The organism is Croceitalea sp. P059, assembly GCF_031846365.1.
In the GTDB taxonomy this organism is placed as follows: Bacteria; Bacteroidota; Bacteroidia; order Flavobacteriales; family Flavobacteriaceae; genus Croceitalea; species Croceitalea vernalis.
Genome location: NZ_JAVRHW010000007.1, coordinates 1 through 20,045 on the forward strand (window position 1 = coordinate 1; position 20,045 = coordinate 20,045).

Below are 20,045 nucleotides of genomic sequence, written 5' to 3' on the forward strand. Positions count from 1 at the left end.
AGATGATACTGCCGTAGGTACCATTACTGATAATGATGCCAACGACCCAACAGAAGGGGTTGCTGTTAGCGACTTTACTGTCAACGAAGATGCTGGTACTGCTGAATTTGTAATTTCCTATACAGGGAATACTGTTCAGGATGCCTTTAATGTAAACTTTAATGTAACCGATAACTCAGCTATTAATCCTGATGATTATACCGTAGTTTCTACAACTGGAGTTTTATTCTTCCCAGGTGGAACAGTAAATGGTGATTCACAAACGATTACTGTAAGCATTATTGACGATGAGTTGAGTGAGATGGCTGAAACCTTGGATATCACTCTTTCTTTTGATGTTCCTCCTCCTTCTGGCATTAACATGTTGGATGGTGAAGGTATAGGTACCATATTAGACAACGATATCAGCTCTAGTGGTTATGAAGAAGAAGTAACGATTATTTGCGGTGATGAACTTCCTGAAGTTCCTGAACTTACTTTTATGGGTGGATGTGGTGACTACGATGTAGTATTCACCGAAGAAACAGAGTTCTCTGATGATACCGATGATTATATGGTTATACGTACCTGGAACGTAACTGATGCTTGTGGTAACATGGAAACTTTCCAACAAATAGTTTTTGTCATGCAACCACAATTAGAAGAGGTTTTCATTGACATTTGTGTGGAAGATGACCCAATTAACCTTGTTGACTATTTACCAACAGGCTTTGATATCAATGGCATTTTCGAAGTTGAAAGAGAAGGTACCTACCTTAATAACACCACTTTTGTACCTAACGGTTTAGAAATTGGAGAATACAAAGTCATGTACTCTTCAGTCGGCGGAACTTGTAAGTATTATGTTGATTTCTATATCACAACCAATTCGGATTGTGTTCCATGTAACCGTGATGAAATAACAGTCTCCGAAGCAGTTACTGTTAATGGTGATGGCATCAATGATTACTTTGAAATCAAAGGTGTTGAATACTGTGAGTTTACTTTTGACGTTATGATTTTTAACCGATGGGGTGATAAAGTTTATGAGGGTAAAGATTACAAGAATGATTGGGGTGGTTATGCACCGAATAATTCATTTGGAAGCTCTGGACTTGTACCCTCTGGAACCTACTACTATATTTTAACGATAAATGGATCTGAACAACCCCTTGAACCTATTAATGGATATATCTATATAGGCACGGAATAAGATTAAACTCAAATTATCCTATAGAGAAAATTCTTTGTAGGATAATTCATTCGTCCTTAAACAAAAACACTTTAACGAATAGAAACTATTAGAACGAATAAAAAAGTGGTTAAACGTCTAAATTACTGGCAATTAAAAAGTATTCCTTTCTTTGACAAAGAATTGATACCCCAAGCATCAGTTCAATTTGGAAAAAGAACCTTAACCTATACAGTTATGAAAGCTTTACAAACTTCTGTAGTGCTAATTACGATAATGTTTACCTCAATAGTTGGGGCACAACAATTACCGCAATTCACCCAATATATGTTCAATACAATTTCTGTTAATCCTGCATACGCTGGGAGTAGAGAAGCTATGAACCTTACTGCCTTACACAGAAACCAATGGGCTGGTATAGATGGGAATCCTGTAACCAGTACTTTCTCTTTTCATACACCCTTGAATAATGAAAGAGTTGGTTTAGGTCTATCTTACATTACTGATCAATTAGGTTTTGAAAGTACTAATTATGTATATGGTGATTTTTCATACACCATTCCTGTTTCCTTTGAAGCTAAGCTTTCTTTTGGATTAAAAGCCGGTTTTACTAATTATAGTTTGGAAAACCCAGACGTTAACGACCCTTTCTTTAATTCAAACTTCAACAGTTGGAAACCGAATTTTGGTGCTGGAGTTTATTTAAGTACTAATAGATGGTACGCGGGTATTTCTTCACCGCGAATTTTAAATACTGACTTAAACGAAGGAGAATTTGTGGCTCTAGAAAGAACTAGTTATTATGCTATTGGAGGTTTAGTTCTAGACTTATCATTGGATATAAAATTCAGACCTTCAGTAATCACAAAATTCACAAATGGAGCCCCTGCAACTTATGATGCAACCGCAGGGTTCTTATTTTATGAAAAGTTTTGGGCTGGGGCCTCGTATCGATTTAATGATGCTTCAAACTTTGGTGCCTATATGGATTACCAAGTATCTAAAGACATCAGAATAGGATATGCCTATGACCTTCCAACAGGAGACTTTAGACCATATACTGGAGGTACTCATGAAATCATTTTAATTTTTGAACCTAGACTTACCAAGAAAACCGACTTATACAAATCACCTAGATATTTCTAATTAAAGCACCATGACAACAAAAAAAATCATCATATCATTTTTTGCTTCAATACTGTTGTGCGCGAGCTTAAATGCTCAATCTAGCGTGCAAAAAGAAGCTGATAGACTATTTAACAAGTTTGCTTATGCTAAGGCTATACCTCAGTACGAGCAAATGGTTGTAAATAGTTATAACGAAAACCATGCTTATCAAAGACTAGCTGAGTGTTATCTTTTAATGCGTGATTTTGAAAAATCTATTCCGTATTTCAAAAGATTTATTGAAGAAGCGGATACTCCAACGAATTACTATTTTAAATACGCCATGGCTCTTAAAAGTTCTGGTGATGAAGATTCAGCTTTAAAATGGTTAAAAAAATATAAGAAATTCAATAAGAATGATAAGCGAGTTAAGGCCTTTTTAAAAGATGGCAACTTGGCTTCTGTTGTCTTTAATAGTAGAGAACGTTACGATTTAGAACCAGTTCCTTTTAACACAGAATACAGTGAATTTGGTTCATTTGTTCATGAAGGAAACTTATATTTTAGTGCCAGTCGTAAAAGTCAGAAAAATGATGAATTATATGGTTGGAATAATGAACCTTGGTTGGATATCTTTTACGTTCCTGAAGGGAATACCATGGCGAGTCCTAAGCGATTTGGCGGCGAGATAAATTCAAAATTCCATGAGAGTTCGTTAGTTTTTTCTACAGATTATAAGAATGACACAATAGTTTATTTTACGCGAAATAATTATTTTCAAAAGAAAGAGGGTTTTCATACTACTCAAAAAGAAGATAAATTAATTGAAAACCAGAATAATCTTAAAATCTATAAAGGTGAAAAGATCGATGGAGAGTGGAAAGTTACGCGTAACTTAAAAACAAATGCTGATCATTACTCAACTGGTCATCCATCAGTAAATACAGAAAGAACATTATTATATTTTTCTTCGGACCGTCCTGGTGGATATGGAGGTACCGATATCTATTATGCTAAGATTCACCCTAGAGGTGGTATAGGGCAGCCAATAAATGCTGGACCTATAGTTAACACTGCTGGAAACGAAATGTTCCCTTATGTAAATAATGAAGGGCAACTTTTCTTCTCTTCAGATGGTCACTTAGGTTTTGGACAATTAGATGTTTTTGGAACTGTAGCGGATTCAACAGGACAAATTAAAGATGTTATCAACCTCGGAAAACCATTAAATAGTGATAAAGATGATTTTGGATATTATGCCTTAGAAAATGGTATAGATGGCTACGTAAGCTCTAACCGTAAAGGTGGAAAAGGTGGCGATGACATTTATAAATTTAGATTCGTACCATCTTTGAGCGTTCAGGGTGTAGTAACCGATGCTATTAACTTAAAGACTTTAGATAGTGTACAAATATCTTTATTCAACCAAGCAACAGGTGAGTTAATGTCTAAAACCATGACGGATGCTAATGGGAAATATCAAATGTTAATTAGCAGAAATGTTAATTACCGGATTGAGGCTGTTAGAAAAACGCACCCACATAAAAGTGTCTATTTTAATACAAGAACTACGGGCCGCGCTGCAAGACTAGTAAGACAAGATATTGAATTAGAACCAATTTTAGATGTAAAGGTATTAGCTGGTTTAAAGAAAATCTACTATGATTTCAACAAGGCAGATATTCGACCTGACGCTGCTATAGAATTAGACAAAGTTGTGAAGTTAATGACCGAAACATACCCTGAGATGATAATCAAATTAGAGGCGCATACTGATCCAGTGGGAAGTCATGCTTATAACGATCAATTATCAGAACGTAGAGCAAAATCAGCTTACGAATATTTACTAGCAAATGGTGTGCCTAGAAACCACATACTTTCATATAAAGGATTCGGAAAAAGAGTACCAATTAATGAATGTACTAGCAAACAAGACTGTACTCCAGAAGAATTAGAGTTAAATAGACGAACAGAATTCCCAGTCGTACAAATAAAATCACGAACGGTTACTCAAAGTAAATAACAAGATTAACAATAAAAAAGCGCCTTAAAGGCGCTTTTTTTTATGACTTAATGTGCACCCGGCTGGAGACTACTTCATTTATAGGGATTATCACTTTTCCATCTTTTGTCTTTAATGTCATAGTAATATTATCAATTGCTTCAATTGTACCTTTTAAATCACCTATGCTAATACTATCGCCTACCATATAGTTTTTACGAGTGTAAAACATTTTTAAAACATCGGAAAAAACCTCCCTTGATCCTAAACCGAATCCTAGAGCAATTGCAAATAAAAATGCCCCTAGTATCATCGTGAAATTACTAGTGATAATTTCAGTATCAATACCTGCTTGATTAAGTGCTGTAATTGACACAAAAAAGGTAATCATATAAAATAATACCCCACTAATAATTTTTGAACCACTGACCCCCATGGAATCAAATAGAGCCAAAACTGCTTTTTTAACAATTGTGGCAAGGTAAAAACCACCCGCAAAAATTAATAAAGCACTAAGTAAGGTTGGCAAATAAGCTAAAATTGATATGATACCTTCTGAAATAGCGGTAAGTCCGATAACCTCAGCAATGACAATTGTAAAGAAAAGTATCAATAATATTTTGACAGTTGTCAATGCTATTTTGAGTAAGTCGATTTTGACCTCTTTCTCTCCAAATAATTTAGCATCGGTCACTTTTGTAGAAAGTGCATCTATTTTAGCAGCTTTTAGCACACGCTTCAAAACAAACAAAATTATTTTCAATAGTAACCATGCTACTATTAAACCCAATACCCCAATAATTAATTGAGGTAAAAGCTGCACTACATTTGAAAGCATATCGCCCAAACTATCTGATAGTACTTGTTTATATTTTTCCATTTTTATATTATTTTCTTGGTTATTGTCGCTTATTGGTTCTAAACATTCCTGCAAATATAGAGGAGTAATTAGAGGTCACCAATACGGCCATATCTAAAATAAGCTTAGCAATAGCGATATCATTCATTACTTTTTGCCTCATTTCTGGAGGTACTTCCCTTAAATTCCTGTTCAATTGTTTGAACGGATTATCAAATTCGTTTCCCATCTATCCTAAGGTATTATAGATTTCCAATAGTTTCGCTTTTGCTCTTTTTAAACGCATTTTAACTGCGCTCTCCCCTATTTCGAACAAATCACTTAATTCTTTTATAGACGCTCCATCTTGATATTTTAAAAGCAAAATAGATTTATCTTCCGCACTTATCATTTCAAGAGCTTTGGCCAGTTTACTAGCCTTCATCTCATAAATACTTTCATCAGGCACCTCTTCGGTCAACTTATATTCTGTAGTTTCCATTGGTACTGATTTATCACTCATTTTTCGTTGCTTATTTCTATTAACATAATTCACACAGAAATTATAAGTAAAAGAATAGAGCCAGGTCGAAAATTTTGATTTTCCTTTAAATGAGGCCAACTTTATAAACAACATTAAAAAAACATCCTGAGCTAAATCCTCGGCTTCATCTTGAGACCTAGAAAATCCGTAGCATTTATTATAGACCATTCTAGAGTAGCGATCATAAAGAACACCAAATAACATGGTATCATTTTTCGCGACAATTCTACTTACCAGTTCTTCGTCGGTTAATTTGCTATAAGGATTGTCTGCCCCCAATGACTTCTTATCTTGATTTATAAGAATTAGAAACAAACGCTTTAAAAAAGTCACCTAGTTCATTTTAGAAATGGAAAACAAGATACTTCAAAACGAGGTATATTTGAACAAAACCACAAGATGAAATTTTTCAAAGCCATTATTGTATTGTTTATTGCTTTTAATTTTAGTTGTAAAACAGAAAACAAAGAGACACCTAAACCAATCGAAAAAGAGCAAAGTATTCTAGAAAAAATAGCTGATGCTCACGGTTTTGAAAATTGGAAAGATGTCAATAAAATACAATTCACCTTTAATGTAGATCGCGATTCAACTCATTTTGAACGTTCATGGATTTGGCAACCAAAATCCAATGATGTAACAAGAATTTCTGGTGTTGACACCTTAAATTATAACAGAAAAAATATGGATAGTATTGCTATAAAAACTAATGGAGGCTTTATCAATGATCGTTTTTGGCTTTTAGCACCATTTAATCTTATCTGGGATTCTAATAATTTTGAATACCAACAGGTTGAAAATGATACCGCACCAATAAGTAAAAAATCGTTACAGAAATTAACCATAGTTTATGGTAAACAAGGGGGCTATACTCCTGGTGATGCATATGATTTTTATTTTGACAATGACTACAGAATTCAAGAATGGGTGTTTAGAAAATCTAATCAACCTGAAGCGTCAATGACAACCACATGGGAAAACTATAAAGATTATAATGGCATCATAATTGCATTAGATCATAAAAAGGAGAAAGAAGTTTTTAATCTCTTTTTTGATGATATCATAATCCAATTAGACCAATAATTTTGAAAAAAATACTTTTTTTACTCCTACTTCCGTTTACACTAATTAACGCGCAAAATCAAAAACTAGGAGTTGTTTTAGATGGTGAAAGCAAAAAGCCGATTGAATTTGTTGATGTTTATAACACCAATGATAATACAGTCACCAACGAAAATGGTAAGTATTTTCTGCTAAGTAATAATGACTCCATATCTTTTTACAAATTAGGATACGAAGAAATCAAAACTACTTTCAATCAACTTCCGGATACTCTTCTGTTGTTTTCAAAACCTTTTGAGCTTGCTGAAGTGGTATTATCAAATGAAGATTCTTTATTAAACCTGATTAAAAAAGCATTTTCTGAAAATTATCCAAATACCAACTTTAATGAAAAGTTTTTTATAAGGTCTTTACTTCGTTATGATGGTGATATTACGCGAATTCAGGATATTCAAGGTAAGCTAAATAGAAGAACATTATTGTATGGTAAAGACATGGAACTGAAAAAGAAAGATTTTATTTTTCAGGTTCAAAATATGCGAAAAATAGGCTTAGAAGAAATAACAGAAAATGAAACAGATATCTATTTTAAATTTAGATCGCTAAGAGCAATTTTAACGGAAACCGTACAAATCGGTATTAATAGCAAAAACTTTGAAATAGAAGAAAAATATTTCGACAATCAAAGTAAAGTACGTTTAGAATTCAAGTATAATGGTGAAAACCAAAAAATAAATAATCAGGGGTATTATATAATTAATCTCGAAGACAAAGCTATTTTAGAATTTTACCTAAAAATAGAGCCGAATTCCGATTTTATTCAAAAGAAAGATATCAAGTACAAATTAAACTTTTATGAAAAAAATGTCATATTTAAAAAAGATACTAAGTCAGGTAAATATGTAATTAAAAACGGAAAAATTAGATCCATAGTTGAAGTAAAGAATAATGAAGAAACGTTTCAGACCTTTTTCGATTCTGAGGATATTTTAAAGTCTTACGGACACTTTCTTGATATGAAGATTAAGAAAAATGTGAATGAAAATAAAGATGTTTTTAAACTCGATTTTCCATATAACAAAGATTTTTGGCACGCTCAAAACCAACTATTACTTACTGATGAAATGTTAGAATTTATTGAAACTGTTGGTAAAATGAATGAAGAATTTGATATTAATTCAAACTTTAAGTAGTTTTCTTAGTATTAAGTACTATTGTTAAAAATAAAACCAAAGCAGCACAACCTAATAAGGCCCAAAAACTTGTTTTTAAAGTAAAACCTTCAGCTAAAAAGCCAAGAATTACAGGACCTAATAAAAATCCTGAATAGCCCGTACCTGCTATAAATGCCACGCCTTGGGATGATTCTACCCCTTTAACATTACCCCCTATTCTAAATAATTCTGGCACCATTACTGAAAAACCAAGTCCATTCAGTGCAAAACCAACTATAGCTAAAATTGAATTTTCAGATAATACCAACACATACCCAATAATTGCAATGAATGCTCCAAGAGCTACTAATTTTATTGAACCTATCCGTTGGCTTATTCCATCGCCTAAAAAACGACCAAATGTCATCATTGCAGAAAAGGCTAGAAAACCAGAACCAATTAATGCTTCAGGAGCCAAAACAACTTCTTTCAAATACAATGCGCTCCAATCAATAATACCGCCTTCACTACCCATACTAACAAAACCTATAATACCCAATACTAATAAAGGTTTAAATAATTTTAGGCTGAAAGGCTCTTTTTCAACCGGTGCAGCTGTAATATGGTAATATCTTTTTTTTAGGAATACATTTATTATTAAAACCAATATCACGGTTATTAACATATGTAAAAATGGACTTCCGATAAGAGGAATCAGAAAACTACCTAAACCAACAATTACACCACCAAGACTAAAAAAACCATGTGCAGCTGACATAAAGTTTTGTTTATCTTCTTTTTCAATTTCGGTCACCAAAGTATTCATAGCGATATCCGTTAATCCATTACAGGCACCAAATAAAAATAAAGCAATACAAAGAGAATAATAATTAGGAGCTATTAAAGGAAAAAGAGCTAACGCGCTATTAAATACGACTCCAAACCACGTAGCTCGGCCCACGCCTATCTTATTAATAATTTTTGAAGCTATTGGAAAAACAGTAAAAACACCTAAGGACAAAAAGAAAATTGCAATACCTAAATCAGCTTTATCAATTTGTAATTTTTCTTTTACAGACGGAATATAAATAGCCCATGTACCAAACCAAATGTTAAGGCTTGTAAATACAAAAGCAGGAGCAAAATATCTCGGATTTGAAAGTATTAATTGAAGTGACTTCATTATTTGGCTAAAAGGTCTGTAAAGCTAGCTTATTTTGATAAAATCCCAGCTTTTAATATTTCACCAAATCGAAACATATCTTCAAAAGAACAATAAAATGGAGCAGGCGCTAATCTTATGACATTGGGTTCACGCCAATCTGTTATCACTCCATTTTTCATTAAATAATCAAATAATGATTTACCCTCACCGTGCAAAAAAACAGATAATTGGCAGCCGCGTTCTTTTGGCGTAATAATTTCAAAAGTACTAGCTACTTGATCATCTACTTTTTTAAGAATAAATTCTAAATACGCCGTAATCAATTTTTGCTTTTCTAATAAAGCCTTCATACCAACCTCTTCAAATAATTGTAGAGAAGCTAAATAGGGCGCTACCGATAATATTGGAGCATTACTTAACTGCCAAGCATCGGCATTTGCCATTGGGTCAAACTCGGGCTTCATTAAAAATCGAGTTTCCTTTTTAGTTCCCCACCAACCTTCAAAACGAGGGATATCTTTTCTATCCAAATAACGTTGATGAACAAAAATTCCACTTGCATTACCAGGGCCACTATTCATATACTTATAACTGCACCATGCGGCAAAATCAACTTCCCAATCATGTAGTTTTAATTCGATATTTCCTGCGGCATGTGCTAAATCCCATCCAACAAATGCACCATTGGCTTTCCCAGCTGCGGTAATAGCTTTCATATCAAAAACCTGTCCGTTATAATAATTCACACCACCTATTAAGACTAGGGCTAACTCATCTCCTATTTCTTCAATCTTAGCTACAATATCTTCTGTTCTCCAAGAATGTTCTCCATCTCTTTTTTTGACCTCAACAATAGTATCTTGAGGGTTCAAACCATGAAACCGAACTTGACTTTGAAGCATATATTGGTCTGAAGGAAATGCTTTTTCTTCACAAAGAATTTTGAATCGTTTATGAGTTGGGCGATAAAAAGAAACCATCAATAAGTGTAAATTGACTGTTAGCGTATTCATTACTGATACTTCCTCAGTTTTTGCACCAACAATTTTGGCTAATGGCTCAACTAACCGCTCATGATAGTCCCACCAAGGCTTGTCTGCATAAAAATGACCTTCTACGGCAAGCTCGGCCCAATCTCTCATAACCTCATCAACATATTCTTTTGAATTTTTGGGCTGTAATCCTAATGAGTTTCCTGTAAAATAAATAACCTCTTTACCATTTACCTTTGGATAGTAAAACTGGTCTCTATATTTATGTAAAGGGTCTTTATTATCTAGATTTTGAGCGTAACTCAATGTATTTTGAAACTCCATAAATCATTTTTTTTTCTTAAAAATACAGTTATGAAATTAGACTATTCTCATTTCACATAAGTGTTTCTTAAAACCTGCTTTTTTATAAGCATTTAAGGCTGGGTCATTTTCATCATACACCGTTAATCGTATTTCATTCAATCCTTTGCTACGACACCAGTCTACTAAATAATCAATAATCATTTTATTAATCCCTTTTCCTCTATAAGAAGTTTCAGTATACATAAAACCTAAATAACCATAAAATTGATGATCCAAATAAGACCTAGCTTCCTTTTTTAAGGCATAACCAGAACTAACAACAACACCATCAACCTCAGCTATCATTACTTTAATCGTATCATCTTCTATATAAGCCTCGATATCATAATAGCTCACTGGGTCGTGAGCAATAGTAGGATCAAAAGGACGTTCGGCTTTAATGAGTTCTTGTTCAAAGTGCAGAAGCACAGGTAAATCTTGAACAACAGCTTCGCGTATTATTACCTTTTCCATCCCTCTAAAATAAACCTTATTTAGCTATTTTTATCAAAATTAAAGTATGCATTTTCTTTCAGAAGACCTTGAAAAATATATTGATAATAATTCAGAATTAGAACCTGAATTATTGCAAGAATTAACAAGGGAAACTCACTTAAAAGTAATTCAACCAAGAATGATCACTGGTCATTATCAAGGTCGTGTATTGAGTTTATTATCAAAAATAATATCCCCATTAACTATTCTTGAAATTGGCACTTATACTGGATATTCTGCACTTTGTTTAGCAGAAGGGTTAGGTCCAAATGGTTGTTTACATACTATTGATGTAAATGAAGAACTACATGACATACAACGTCAATATTTCGACAGAAGTAGTTATGGAGATAGTATCATTCAACATACTGGTAATGCCATAGAAATTATACCAAAAATCAGTGAAGTTTTTGATCTTGTTTTTATAGATGCTGAAAAAAAGAGTTATGATGCATATTTTGAAGTAGTAATGACTAAGGTAAAACCTGGGAGTATTATTTTATCTGACAATGTATTATGGTCGGGTAAGGTTGTAGAACCCTTAAAAAGATCTGACAAAGCAACTGAAGCTTTATTGAAGTATAATCAAAAATTAAAAGATGATCCTAGAGTTGAAACGGTTATTTTGCCTGTCAGAGACGGGCTCACTCTGAGTAGAGTACTTTAGATATGCTTCAATTACTGAGATTACCTGCGTTAAATCAAAGTATGCTTTTCAATATAGCGCTGGTATATTTTATAAAACAATAAAGCTGAGACGACACCTACGAAAGTACCCACCAATATATCCAACGGAAAATGCACTCCAACATAAATTCGACTCATGCTAAATAAAATGGGCCATATGAAGAAGAGTATTGCCCATTTAATTCTTTTTCTAAGCAATAAATAAACCAAGACTGTTATTGAAAAAGAACTAGAAGCATGTCCAGAAAAAAAACTGTAGTCGGTTGGGGTCTTTAAAATTCGAATTAACGTATTTATTTCTAAGTCATTGTTAGGTCGAAGTCTTGCAACTCCTATTTTAGTAAGGTAGGTAATCACCGTAATAAACAAGGCTAAAGCAAAAACAGTCATTACCTTTTTAAAAGCCACTTGTTTTGGAAATTTCAATGCAAATAGTAGAATAAAAAGTAGAATAAGTGGAACCCAAGTGGCCATGTTAGTAACAGCACTCCAAAAACCGTCATATTTTTCAATACCTAAACTATTTAAGTAAACAAAAGTATCTCGGTCCCAATCAAGGATTTTTTGTAACATTTTTATTTAGTGCTGCGTTTGATAGCGCCCGTGACATCATCTACATTTTTTTTGACGTCATCAATACTCTTTTTGATATCCTTAGTGAAATCAGTATCAATACCTTGCTTATCAGCACTCTTTTGAATTTCGCGTTTAATATCATCGGTGGCATCTCTAAGCTGTCTCATACCCTTGCCAAGACCTTTAGCAATGCCTGGAATTTTATCCGCACCAAAAACCATGACAACAATGAACATGATAAAGAATATTTCGCCTCCGCTAATAAATAAAAAATGCATAGAACAAATATAACTAGAACTTATTTCTAAAATAAAAAAAGCCTTGCGAAATCACAAGGCTTCTAAATAAATGTATTTTAAAATACTATCCTTTTACCTTTTCTTTCATTTGGTCAAAATCAGACTTTTCATCTTTTATTGGCCATGAATTATTGGTAGTATCAATATCTGCAGTTTCCAACTTAGGATCAACAACAATACCAACCAACTCTTTTTCTGAAGAAATCACACGTTTAACTTCAGTGTCATTTTTTCTCCAGATTTCAGCCGGGTAAGTAATGCTTTCAGTAGTGCCATCAGCATAAGAATATTCCACAATTAATGGCATTGGAATACCTCCTGGCTTATCAAAAGTTACCTCATAAAAGAACTTTGGTTCTTTTACTTGAGCTCTTTCATCGGCCGTCATATTATCCATCATAAACTCTTTTAAGTTTTGTGATGTTTCAGAAGGCGCTTTGTCTTTTAAATCCTCATTAAAATCTTCGCTATTTTCATCAACCAAATAAACTAAAGGTGGTAAATCTGCTTCAGTAAGATTACGTGCATCCATATACTCTTGCATTTGCTGAGTTACTTTGCTCGTTACATAATACTTTTTAACTTCTTTTACTCCAATATCAACATAATCAGTGCTGTAGAACCAACCTCTCCAATACCAATCTAAATCTACTGCAGAAGCATCTTCCATGGTTCTAAAGAAATCTTCTGGTGATGGATGTTTAAACATCCAACGTTGTGCATAAGTCTTAAAAGCATGATCAAACAATTCTCTCCCCATAACTGTTTCTCTTAGAATGTTAAGAGCCGTTGCAGGTTTACCGTAAGCGTTATTACCCAATTGATAAACATTTTCTGGGTTCGACATTATTGGAGAAATAAAATCTTGCTCGCCAGCCATATAAGGAACAATTTTAGAAGGTTCACCTCTTCTGGACGGGTACTGGTCATTAGGAGCCACGGCCGCAGGGAAGTTTTCTCCAAATTCTTGTTCTGTTAGATATTGCATAAAAGTATCAAGACCTTCATCCATCCAACCCCATTGGCGCTCGTCTGAATTCACAATCATTGGAAAATAATTGTGTCCAACCTCGTGAATAATTACACTAATCATCCCGAATTTAGTGCGGTCAGAAACCGTACCATCAGGATTAGGGCGTCCAAAATTGAAACAAATCATTGGGTACTCCATCCCTATACTTTTTGCACTTACTGAAATTGCCTTATTATAAGGGTAATCAAAAGTGAATTTGGAATATGTCTGTAAGGTCTGAACAACTGCTTTGGTAGAATATTCCTCCCATAATGGGTTACCTTCTTTAGGATATAAGGAAACCGCCATTACATCACGATTACCCATTTTTACTGCTTGGGCATCCATGATATATTTTCTTGAAGATGCAAAAGCAAAATCACGAACAGGGGCTTGACTCTCCGTTTTGAACCTCCAAGTTTTTGTCTTTTCTGAAAAAGACGATTCTTTAGCAGTTGCTTCTTCTTGCGTCACAATTACTACAGGCTTATCATAGGATTTTTTGGCCTGTTCGTAACGTTTAATCATATCTTTAGAAAAGACCTCTTTTCTGTTTTGAAGTACACCAGTAGCGTCAACAATATGATCTGCAGGTACCGTAATGTTTACCTCATAATCACCAAAAGGCAAAGCAAATTCTCCATTACCCCAAAATTGGTGGTTTTGCCATCCTTCATTATCACTATAATGAGCCATTCTTGGAAAGAATTGAGCTATGGTATAATCTCTATTACCATCTTCTGGATAGTATTCATAACCTGAGCGACCACCGTCGTTTGGTCTATCATTAATATTATACCACCATTTTATTGAAAATGACATGCTTTCACCTGCTTTTAGTGGTTGAGGAATATTTACTCTCATCATAGTTTGGTTAACCGTGAAAGATAAATTATTACCTGCGGCATCTTTTATCCAATCAATATTGAAACCTCCATCGAAAGCTTCCGTGACATATGTTTGGACAAAACTACTTGCTCTGTAGGCAAAATTAACTCCACCGCCATTTCTCAATGGAGATTTAGAATCTTTAGCTCTAACGTTCTGATCTAATTGCACCCACAAAAATTCCAAATTATCTGGTGAATTATTTGTGTATGTTATCGTTTCTTCACCATAAAGTTTGGCATTTTTATCATCTAAAGTGATGTCCATTTTGTAGTCAGCCTGTTGTTGATAATAATCAGGCCCTGGAGCACCAGATGCTGAACGATAGGTGTTTGGTGTTGCGAACTCTTCATACATCTGCTTGAATCTATTTTGATTCATATGACCAGGTTCACGTTCTTTTTCTTCTTCGGTTTCTTGGGCAAAAGTTACAGCCGCAAACAAAAACAGAACTGAAGCAAAACAATACTTGATTTTATTCATTTTTAGTCGATTTTTTAAGTTTGGGAAAATAGTTCTTTTTTAACTAATTCTTAAGGAAGCGTCACAAGTTTAACATTCCTTTATTATTCTCTTTAATGAGCACAAAACTCTTCTTTTTGCCTTGGTACTTAATATGCACCAAATTCTTTTGCTCATCGTACATATCGGTTAAAACTTCGTTTTCTACTTCAATGGTTTTCAAATCATCAAAACCAATATTAGCAATCTCTAAATAACATATAACAACATCATTATCATATTTTTTACCGATATAATTAAATTGGGCTTGTTCTCCATTCAAATACATGACGAACTTGGTTTTTAGATACTTAATCATGTATTGTTCAGCATTTTTTGCTTCTTGAGAAGTTGCCAATTCCCCATCAACCCCATATCGTTCTGAAAGTACTGCTTCAAAATCGTCAATAAAAATTCTAGTAGTGATTTGCAGAGCATCATCCTTTTCCGAATAATTGATGTTAGTTACACTAACATAAAACTTATGAGGGGCAAAACTTAGTAATGGCATTATTACCAAGATTAGAATTAAAACAGTCTTTTTCATTCTAGTTATTAATTATTATAAAATTAAACAAACCTCATGCCAATATACATACCAATTAAAGAATCACTTACTAAAAATTAATCTAAAGCATTATTCTTTCGGTATGCTGTACTCTTATCAATTAAAAATTGCCACAACTTTAGTTCATCATTAGCTGCTATTGCTGTTTTAAATTCATCATCCATCTCACAGAAATAGATAAAATCATAGAAATCATTCTTTGGAATTTTTAAATGATTTATCATTACAGAATCAATAAACCTTTCTTCTACTCCCTGAACATTTGCATAGGCTTTATCCAGTTCCACTCGCTTTTTAAGCATTTTAGTCTTTCCGTTAAGACGATTCATTATTTTATTCAAGTTTATGGTTAAAGCTATAACATAGAAATAGGCAAACTTTCCATGGTCTGCGTCATTTAATTTATTCTCGCTTTGTGAAATAATTCTAACATCAGCATTTGGCAAACCTAAAGCTTCAGCACTAACATCTTTTTCTAAAGTCAAACCCAGCAAATCAGAACCCAAATTACCGGATAAATCAAAAGGTTGTACCACAACCTCATTCAATTCATTGACAAATTCTTTCAGATCTACTCGAATAAAAGCTGAATTAAAAACTCTGCTATTTATAGGTAAAACCTTTCTTTTAAATTGAACCGCAGAGAAAACCAGAGTATCATTTAAGGCCACTTTGATAGCAAAATTTCCAAGACTATTGGTGATACTAGCTACACCCGAAGTGCTATTTTGGATAGTGATACCCGTTACATCTTGCTTAATGGAAACAACGGTACCTCTTAACAGTTTAGTTTGTGAAAATAAGTGTGAAAAACAACAAAAACAGATGACGTATACTAGTGCTTTTTTTGAGTTAATTTTCACAATCATGAGAACATTAAATTTGTTTACTCCAACCCATTATTCTCGCGATAAACATTGCTTTTTTGAATTAAAAACTCCCAAATCTTTAGTTTATCATGAGTATCAACCGTTGTTTGAAATTCCTCATCAACTTCACAGAAATACATAAAATCAGGAATTTTATTTTGCGGAATTTTTAAATCTACCATAAAGATAGAATCAACATAAAAATTTTGAACCCGTTGAGTTCGTGCATAGGTTTCATCAATTTTAACTCTATTTTTTAACTTTTTAGTCCTACCGGTAATAGCATTAATTATAGGATCAAGTGGTGGACTCAATATCATTCCAATGTTAAATTTACCAAAAGTGGCTTGTTGTAATTTACGTTCGCTTTGTGTTGGTATTTTTCTATGAGCATTTGGCAAACCTAGGGCTTCGGCACTTACATCTTTGGCCAAGGTTAAGGTACCTAAATCGGAATCTAGACTTCCAGAAAGGTTATAGGGGTTCAAAACAACGCCTCTTAGTTCATTTACAAATTCTTCTAAAGGCACTGTGATAAAGTTAGCGTCTAAAACGTCTTTAGTTATAGGTAAAACCTTTCTTTTGAATTGCACCGCAGAAAAAACCAAAGTGTCGTTCAACCGAACCGCAATCGAAAAGTCGCCTTGAATGTTTGTTATGGTAGCTCTTTTTGAACTTATATTCTGAATAGTTACACCTGTTACGTCTTTGCCTTCAGCTACGACCCTTCCTTTAACAGATTTCGTGCTAAAGGTTTGCGCTTGTAAAAAGCTGCCTAGAAATAAAAATAAAATGAAGTAACTATTTTTCATTTATTTCAGCCAAATATGTTTTACTGTGCGTAACCAAAAAGTCAATGAGCTGAAATTCATTTTCTTTTTTAAGTATTGATTGGGTTTCCATCTTGTCGTCACAATACAGCAAAAAAGCATCAATTTTATCTTGCGGTAGTTTTAAGTCAGCAACAAAAAACTCGTCATCGTAAACTTGTCTTAAAACTTCGCTAACCTTTAAAGGCACTTGATCTTTATCACCATTGTCCCTTGACTTAAAAATAGCTTTAAAAATATTTACAAAATTTATATCGCCTTCACGTCGTTCATTTTGAGAAAGAAGTGCTACGTTTCTCACCTCTGTTGAGCGATCAATTTCATATTCAACTTCTTTAAACTGTTCATTCTTTAATTCTAAAAACTTTTTTTGATTTTCAGGGGTTACTACTACTTCATCTAATTCGGTCACCTTCTCGGTTACTTCAACCACTAGTCTTTTATTTGCTATTATCTCTTCAGTAATTGTGACAATCTCTAATTGGTAATTAACAGCTGTAAAAACCAATTGATCCCCAGTTTTTACTCTTATTATAAACTGCCCGCTATCATTAGTGATGGTAGCCATTTCTGAGGTAGAATTAATAACGTTTTCATTTGCTACATTACTCCCGCGATATAAAACTTGCCCTCTTAATAATTCTCTACCATCGTCTTGAGCAGACAGAATGTTAAATAAACTAAAAAGAAAAACAAATAGTAATGACTTTTTCATATGATGATATTTCATTCAATTTTATAAAGAAAATTATACAAATCGTCATAAAAAAAATTGAGGGTCTAAACTTTTGTTAATTATTCAATTAAGAGCTCATTATTTCAATGATTTTAATTTTTACAACTTTAATAATCCGTTTACCTAGTCTCAGCGCATTTTGACGTTTAAAATTAGTTTAATCTTCTGAGAAGATTATTTTTGTTTGTTGAGCAAATTTCACCCTAAATACTATTAATCATGAGAACACTAATCTGTTTCTTAGCTTTTGGCCTATTGACGCTGACACCAATTATGTCACAGGTTAAAATTGGTGATAACCCCCAAAATATTAATCCATCGTCTGTTCTAGAATTAGAAAGCTCCTCACATGTTTTAGTCATTACAAGAATTGGTACAAATGAAATGAATGCTATTACTCCATTGCGTGGTGCCGTGGTATACAATACAGATGAACAATGTATTTTTTATTTTGATGGTAGTCAGTGGGTAAATTTATGTGCAGATCAAAACACCACTAATGTTAGTTTTGAATTAGTTGATGATGAATTGGTTTTAACTGATAGTGACGGCAATACTGTTGCTGTTCCGCTTGAAGGAGTTGGTGAACAAAGTTTTACTTCAGAACCCATTGTAAATTTTAGAGAAACTATTGTAATAACCCAAACTGGTAATACTTTTAATTTTGAAGTTGGTGAAATTACAGGCGAAAACATTGCTGACAGCACTATTCAAGGTGTAGATTTTGCTCCAGAATCAATTACCCAAGATAAAATTGCTCCAAATTCTATTGGAACTTCTGAACTACAAGACAATGCCGTTACTGATGATGATATTGATTTTTTCTCAGCTGATGCAGTAACCTTAAATGATTTTACAAATGATGCTGGTTTTATTACAGGGGCACAGTTAATTAGCCCAGATGCCAATAATGCTATTATTGATAGTAATGGTGCTTTTTATAATGATGCACAATTGTTAGCAGATATTGATAATAACGACCAAAGATTAACGGATCATTTGGCCTCAGACAATGACTTAAGTGATGAAAATGAACGTTTGACAAATGCTGAGGTTGTGGGCAATGAAATTATTCTAACAGAAAGCGGTTTTGAAACCAGAATTGACCTTTCCTCTTTTAATAATACGGGGAGTGATAGTCAAAATCTTTCGTTGAATGGCAATAGAGTTGAAATTGAAAATGGCATTGGGGTTGATTTAGCTCCAATTTTAGTAGCAGATAATATTTCGGTGGTTCCAAATGGTAATATCACTAGTAATGAAGTACAATCGGCTTTAGAAGAGCTACAAACAGATATTGATAATCTCAATGCAGGTGGCGGAAATACAGATAATCAAAATTTATCGACTAATAACACTCCAGGGAATATTACAATCGATAATGGTAATACCATTACTTTAAATGTTGAGGATGGTGATTCAAGTCAACTTAATGAAATTCAGGACGCTGATGAAGTACTTGTTACTATAAGCCCTACAAACTATAATGAAACAGCAAATCACGTAGAGGGTCATTTAGAAGGTATTGACATAAGAATTGGCGAATTAACAGTTGCAGGTGGTTCTGATGGAGTGATTTCTAATGTGGCTTTAGCCGGGAACAATTTAAACTTTACAGGTGCCAACGGAGGCTTTAATGGTAGTGTTGATTTTACACCCATATTAGGAGGAGCTAATACCGATGAACAAGATTTAAGTTTAGCTGGAAATATTTTAAATATTACCGACGGAACTGGGGTAGATTTAACGCCGATTTTAGGAGGTGTAAATACTGACGAACAAGATTTAAGTTTAGCTGGAAATATTTTAAATATAACCAATGGAACTGGGGTGGATTTAACGCCGATTTTAGGAGGTGTAAATACTGACGAACAAGAATTAAATCTCGTGGGCGATGTACTTGGCATTGATAATGGAAATACGGTTGATCTTTCAACCATAGATAATCAATCGGCAGGGGAAGTACCATTTACGACTTATGTAACATTGCTGGGGCCTTCTACCCAACTCGCAATTCAACAGTTAAAAGATGAATTGGATATAGCTACTATTGCAGGCGGTGGAGAAAACCCAACAAATGAATTACAAGATATTCAATTAACGGGAACAGTAATCAACCTGACTATACCGGCAACCCCTGGTAATCAAATAGATTTAGATCCAACTTTTGTTACTGAAGCTGAATTAGGAACAGCCATATTACT

At 33.7% G+C, this 20,045-nt stretch carries 19 protein-coding genes and 1 pseudogene; 7 read left to right on the forward strand and 13 right to left on the reverse strand.

Features of this window, described 5'->3' with window-relative positions; genetic code table 11:
• The 3 genes from RM542_RS14625 to RM542_RS14635 form a co-directional block, all read left to right on the forward strand.
• Positions 1–1,192: gliding motility-associated C-terminal domain-containing protein (locus RM542_RS14625; RefSeq protein ID WP_311386494.1), on the forward strand; the 1,192-nt coding region annotated here is incomplete at its 5' end.
• A 105-nt stretch (positions 1,193–1,297) separates the two neighbouring features.
• Positions 1,298–2,317, forward strand: a complete 1,020-nt coding sequence (locus tag RM542_RS14630; protein WP_311386495.1) for a type IX secretion system membrane protein PorP/SprF — start codon at positions 1,298–1,300, stop codon at positions 2,315–2,317.
• A 10-nt stretch (positions 2,318–2,327) separates the two neighbouring features.
• Positions 2,328–4,301 carry an OmpA family protein gene (locus RM542_RS14635; RefSeq protein ID WP_311386496.1) on the forward strand — a complete coding sequence of 658 codons (1,974 nt, stop codon included), beginning with the start codon at positions 2,328–2,330 and terminating at the stop codon, positions 4,299–4,301.
• Positions 4,302–4,341: 40 nt separating this feature from the next.
• On the opposite strand, the gene RM542_RS14640 is transcribed toward RM542_RS14635, so the two are convergent.
• From RM542_RS14640 to RM542_RS14650, 3 genes are read right to left on the reverse strand one after another with little or no spacing between them, the layout of a single operon-like run.
• A complete protein-coding gene (locus tag RM542_RS14640; protein WP_311386497.1) occupies positions 4,342–5,160 on the reverse strand; it encodes a mechanosensitive ion channel family protein in 819 nt (272 codons plus the stop codon).
• Positions 5,161–5,179: 19 nt separating this feature from the next.
• Positions 5,180–5,368 carry a hypothetical protein gene (locus RM542_RS14645; RefSeq protein ID WP_311386498.1) on the reverse strand — a complete coding sequence of 63 codons (189 nt, stop codon included), beginning with the start codon at positions 5,366–5,368 and terminating at the stop codon, positions 5,180–5,182.
• Complete coding sequence (locus RM542_RS14650) at positions 5,369–5,995, reverse strand: RNA polymerase sigma factor (RefSeq protein ID WP_311386499.1); 627 nt, start codon at positions 5,993–5,995, stop codon at positions 5,369–5,371.
• 66 nt (positions 5,996–6,061) lie between these two features.
• On the opposite strand from RM542_RS14650, the gene RM542_RS14655 reads away from it, so the two are divergent.
• Together RM542_RS14655 and RM542_RS14660 are read left to right on the forward strand one after the other, a co-directional pair.
• On the forward strand, positions 6,062–6,745 hold the full coding sequence (locus RM542_RS14655; RefSeq protein WP_311386500.1) for a hypothetical protein: 684 nt from the start codon (positions 6,062–6,064) through the stop codon (positions 6,743–6,745).
• Positions 6,746–6,747: 2 nt separating this feature from the next.
• Entirely contained in the window at positions 6,748–7,917 is a 1,170-nt protein-coding gene (locus RM542_RS14660) for a hypothetical protein (RefSeq protein WP_311386501.1), read from the forward strand.
• Here the strand turns inward: RM542_RS14660 and RM542_RS14665 are convergent.
• From RM542_RS14665 to RM542_RS14675, 3 genes are read right to left on the reverse strand one after another with little or no spacing between them, the layout of a single operon-like run.
• Positions 7,910–9,061 (reverse strand): MFS transporter, encoded by a 1,152-nt coding sequence (locus RM542_RS14665; protein WP_311386502.1) that lies wholly within the window; start codon positions 9,059–9,061, stop codon positions 7,910–7,912. The two genes, RM542_RS14660 and RM542_RS14665, sit on opposite strands and share 8 nt — an antisense overlap.
• 29 nt (positions 9,062–9,090) lie before the next feature.
• Complete coding sequence (gene kynU / locus RM542_RS14670) at positions 9,091–10,359, reverse strand: kynureninase (protein WP_311386503.1); 1,269 nt, start codon at positions 10,357–10,359, stop codon at positions 9,091–9,093.
• Positions 10,360–10,395: 36 nt separating this feature from the next.
• Complete coding sequence (locus RM542_RS14675; protein WP_311386504.1) at positions 10,396–10,854, reverse strand: GNAT family N-acetyltransferase; 459 nt, start codon at positions 10,852–10,854, stop codon at positions 10,396–10,398.
• 46 nt (positions 10,855–10,900) lie between these two features.
• Here RM542_RS14675 and RM542_RS14680 point away from each other — a divergent pair, with 46 nt between their 5' ends.
• On the forward strand, positions 10,901–11,542 hold the full coding sequence (locus RM542_RS14680; RefSeq protein ID WP_311386505.1) for an O-methyltransferase: 642 nt from the start codon (positions 10,901–10,903) through the stop codon (positions 11,540–11,542).
• Between the two features lie 29 nt (positions 11,543–11,571).
• On the opposite strand, the gene RM542_RS14685 is transcribed toward RM542_RS14680, so the two are convergent.
• The 7 genes from RM542_RS14685 to RM542_RS14715 form a co-directional block, all read right to left on the reverse strand.
• The gene (locus RM542_RS14685; RefSeq protein ID WP_311386506.1) at positions 11,572–12,135 is read right to left on the reverse strand and encodes a phosphatase PAP2 family protein; all 564 of its coding nucleotides are present in this window, start codon (positions 12,133–12,135) and stop codon (positions 11,572–11,574) included.
• A 2-nt stretch (positions 12,136–12,137) separates the two neighbouring features.
• A complete protein-coding gene (locus RM542_RS14690) occupies positions 12,138–12,416 on the reverse strand; it encodes a twin-arginine translocase TatA/TatE family subunit (RefSeq protein ID WP_311386507.1) in 279 nt (92 codons plus the stop codon).
• Positions 12,417–12,501: 85 nt separating this feature from the next.
• The gene (locus tag RM542_RS14695) at positions 12,502–14,820 is read right to left on the reverse strand and encodes a M1 family metallopeptidase (protein WP_311386508.1); all 2,319 of its coding nucleotides are present in this window, start codon (positions 14,818–14,820) and stop codon (positions 12,502–12,504) included.
• Positions 14,821–14,881: 61 nt separating this feature from the next.
• Entirely contained in the window at positions 14,882–15,385 is a 504-nt protein-coding gene (locus tag RM542_RS14700; RefSeq protein WP_311386509.1) for a DUF6702 family protein, read from the reverse strand.
• A 77-nt stretch (positions 15,386–15,462) separates the two neighbouring features.
• Positions 15,463–16,275, reverse strand: a complete 813-nt coding sequence (locus tag RM542_RS14705; RefSeq protein ID WP_311386510.1) for a carboxypeptidase-like regulatory domain-containing protein — start codon at positions 16,273–16,275, stop codon at positions 15,463–15,465.
• A 17-nt stretch (positions 16,276–16,292) separates the two neighbouring features.
• Complete coding sequence (locus RM542_RS14710) at positions 16,293–17,087, reverse strand: hypothetical protein (RefSeq protein WP_311386511.1); 795 nt, start codon at positions 17,085–17,087, stop codon at positions 16,293–16,295.
• Positions 17,077–17,820: a hypothetical protein gene (locus tag RM542_RS14715; protein WP_311386512.1), complete on the reverse strand. Its 744-nt coding sequence runs from the start codon at positions 17,818–17,820 to the stop codon at positions 17,077–17,079. The genes RM542_RS14710 and RM542_RS14715 overlap by 11 nt, the downstream gene beginning before the upstream one ends.
• A gap of 240 nt (positions 17,821–18,060) precedes the next feature.
• On the opposite strand from RM542_RS14715, the pseudogene RM542_RS14720 reads away from it, so the two are divergent.
• Positions 18,061–20,045, forward strand: a pseudogene (locus tag RM542_RS14720) (hypothetical protein); the annotation flags it as partial.

Excerpts from the sequence above, each read along its gene's own strand:
- RM542_RS14640 (WP_311386497.1), bottom strand. The coding sequence starts at position 5,160 with ATGGAAAAATATAAACAAGTACTATCAGATAGTTTGGGCGATATGCTT.
- kynU (WP_311386503.1), bottom strand. The coding sequence starts at position 10,359 with ATGGAGTTTCAAAATACATTGAGTTACGCTCAAAATCTAGATAATAAA.
- RM542_RS14645 (WP_311386498.1), bottom strand. The coding sequence starts at position 5,368 with ATGGGAAACGAATTTGATAATCCGTTCAAACAATTGAACAGGAATTTA.
- RM542_RS14675 (WP_311386504.1), bottom strand. The coding sequence starts at position 10,854 with ATGGAAAAGGTAATAATACGCGAAGCTGTTGTTCAAGATTTACCTGTG.
- RM542_RS14705 (WP_311386510.1), bottom strand. The coding sequence starts at position 16,275 with ATGATTGTGAAAATTAACTCAAAAAAAGCACTAGTATACGTCATCTGT.
- RM542_RS14690 (WP_311386507.1), bottom strand. The coding sequence starts at position 12,416 with ATGCATTTTTTATTTATTAGCGGAGGCGAAATATTCTTTATCATGTTC.
- RM542_RS14700 (WP_311386509.1), bottom strand. The coding sequence starts at position 15,385 with ATGAAAAAGACTGTTTTAATTCTAATCTTGGTAATAATGCCATTACTA.
- RM542_RS14635 (WP_311386496.1), top strand. The coding sequence starts at position 2,328 with ATGACAACAAAAAAAATCATCATATCATTTTTTGCTTCAATACTGTTG.
- RM542_RS14695 (WP_311386508.1), bottom strand. The coding sequence starts at position 14,820 with ATGAATAAAATCAAGTATTGTTTTGCTTCAGTTCTGTTTTTGTTTGCG.
- RM542_RS14715 (WP_311386512.1), bottom strand. The coding sequence starts at position 17,820 with ATGAAAAAGTCATTACTATTTGTTTTTCTTTTTAGTTTATTTAACATT.
- RM542_RS14655 (WP_311386500.1), top strand. The coding sequence starts at position 6,062 with ATGAAATTTTTCAAAGCCATTATTGTATTGTTTATTGCTTTTAATTTT.
- RM542_RS14710 (WP_311386511.1), bottom strand. The coding sequence starts at position 17,087 with ATGAAAAATAGTTACTTCATTTTATTTTTATTTCTAGGCAGCTTTTTA.
- RM542_RS14665 (WP_311386502.1), bottom strand. The coding sequence starts at position 9,061 with ATGAAGTCACTTCAATTAATACTTTCAAATCCGAGATATTTTGCTCCT.
- RM542_RS14680 (WP_311386505.1), top strand. The coding sequence starts at position 10,901 with ATGCATTTTCTTTCAGAAGACCTTGAAAAATATATTGATAATAATTCA.
- RM542_RS14685 (WP_311386506.1), bottom strand. The coding sequence starts at position 12,135 with ATGTTACAAAAAATCCTTGATTGGGACCGAGATACTTTTGTTTACTTA.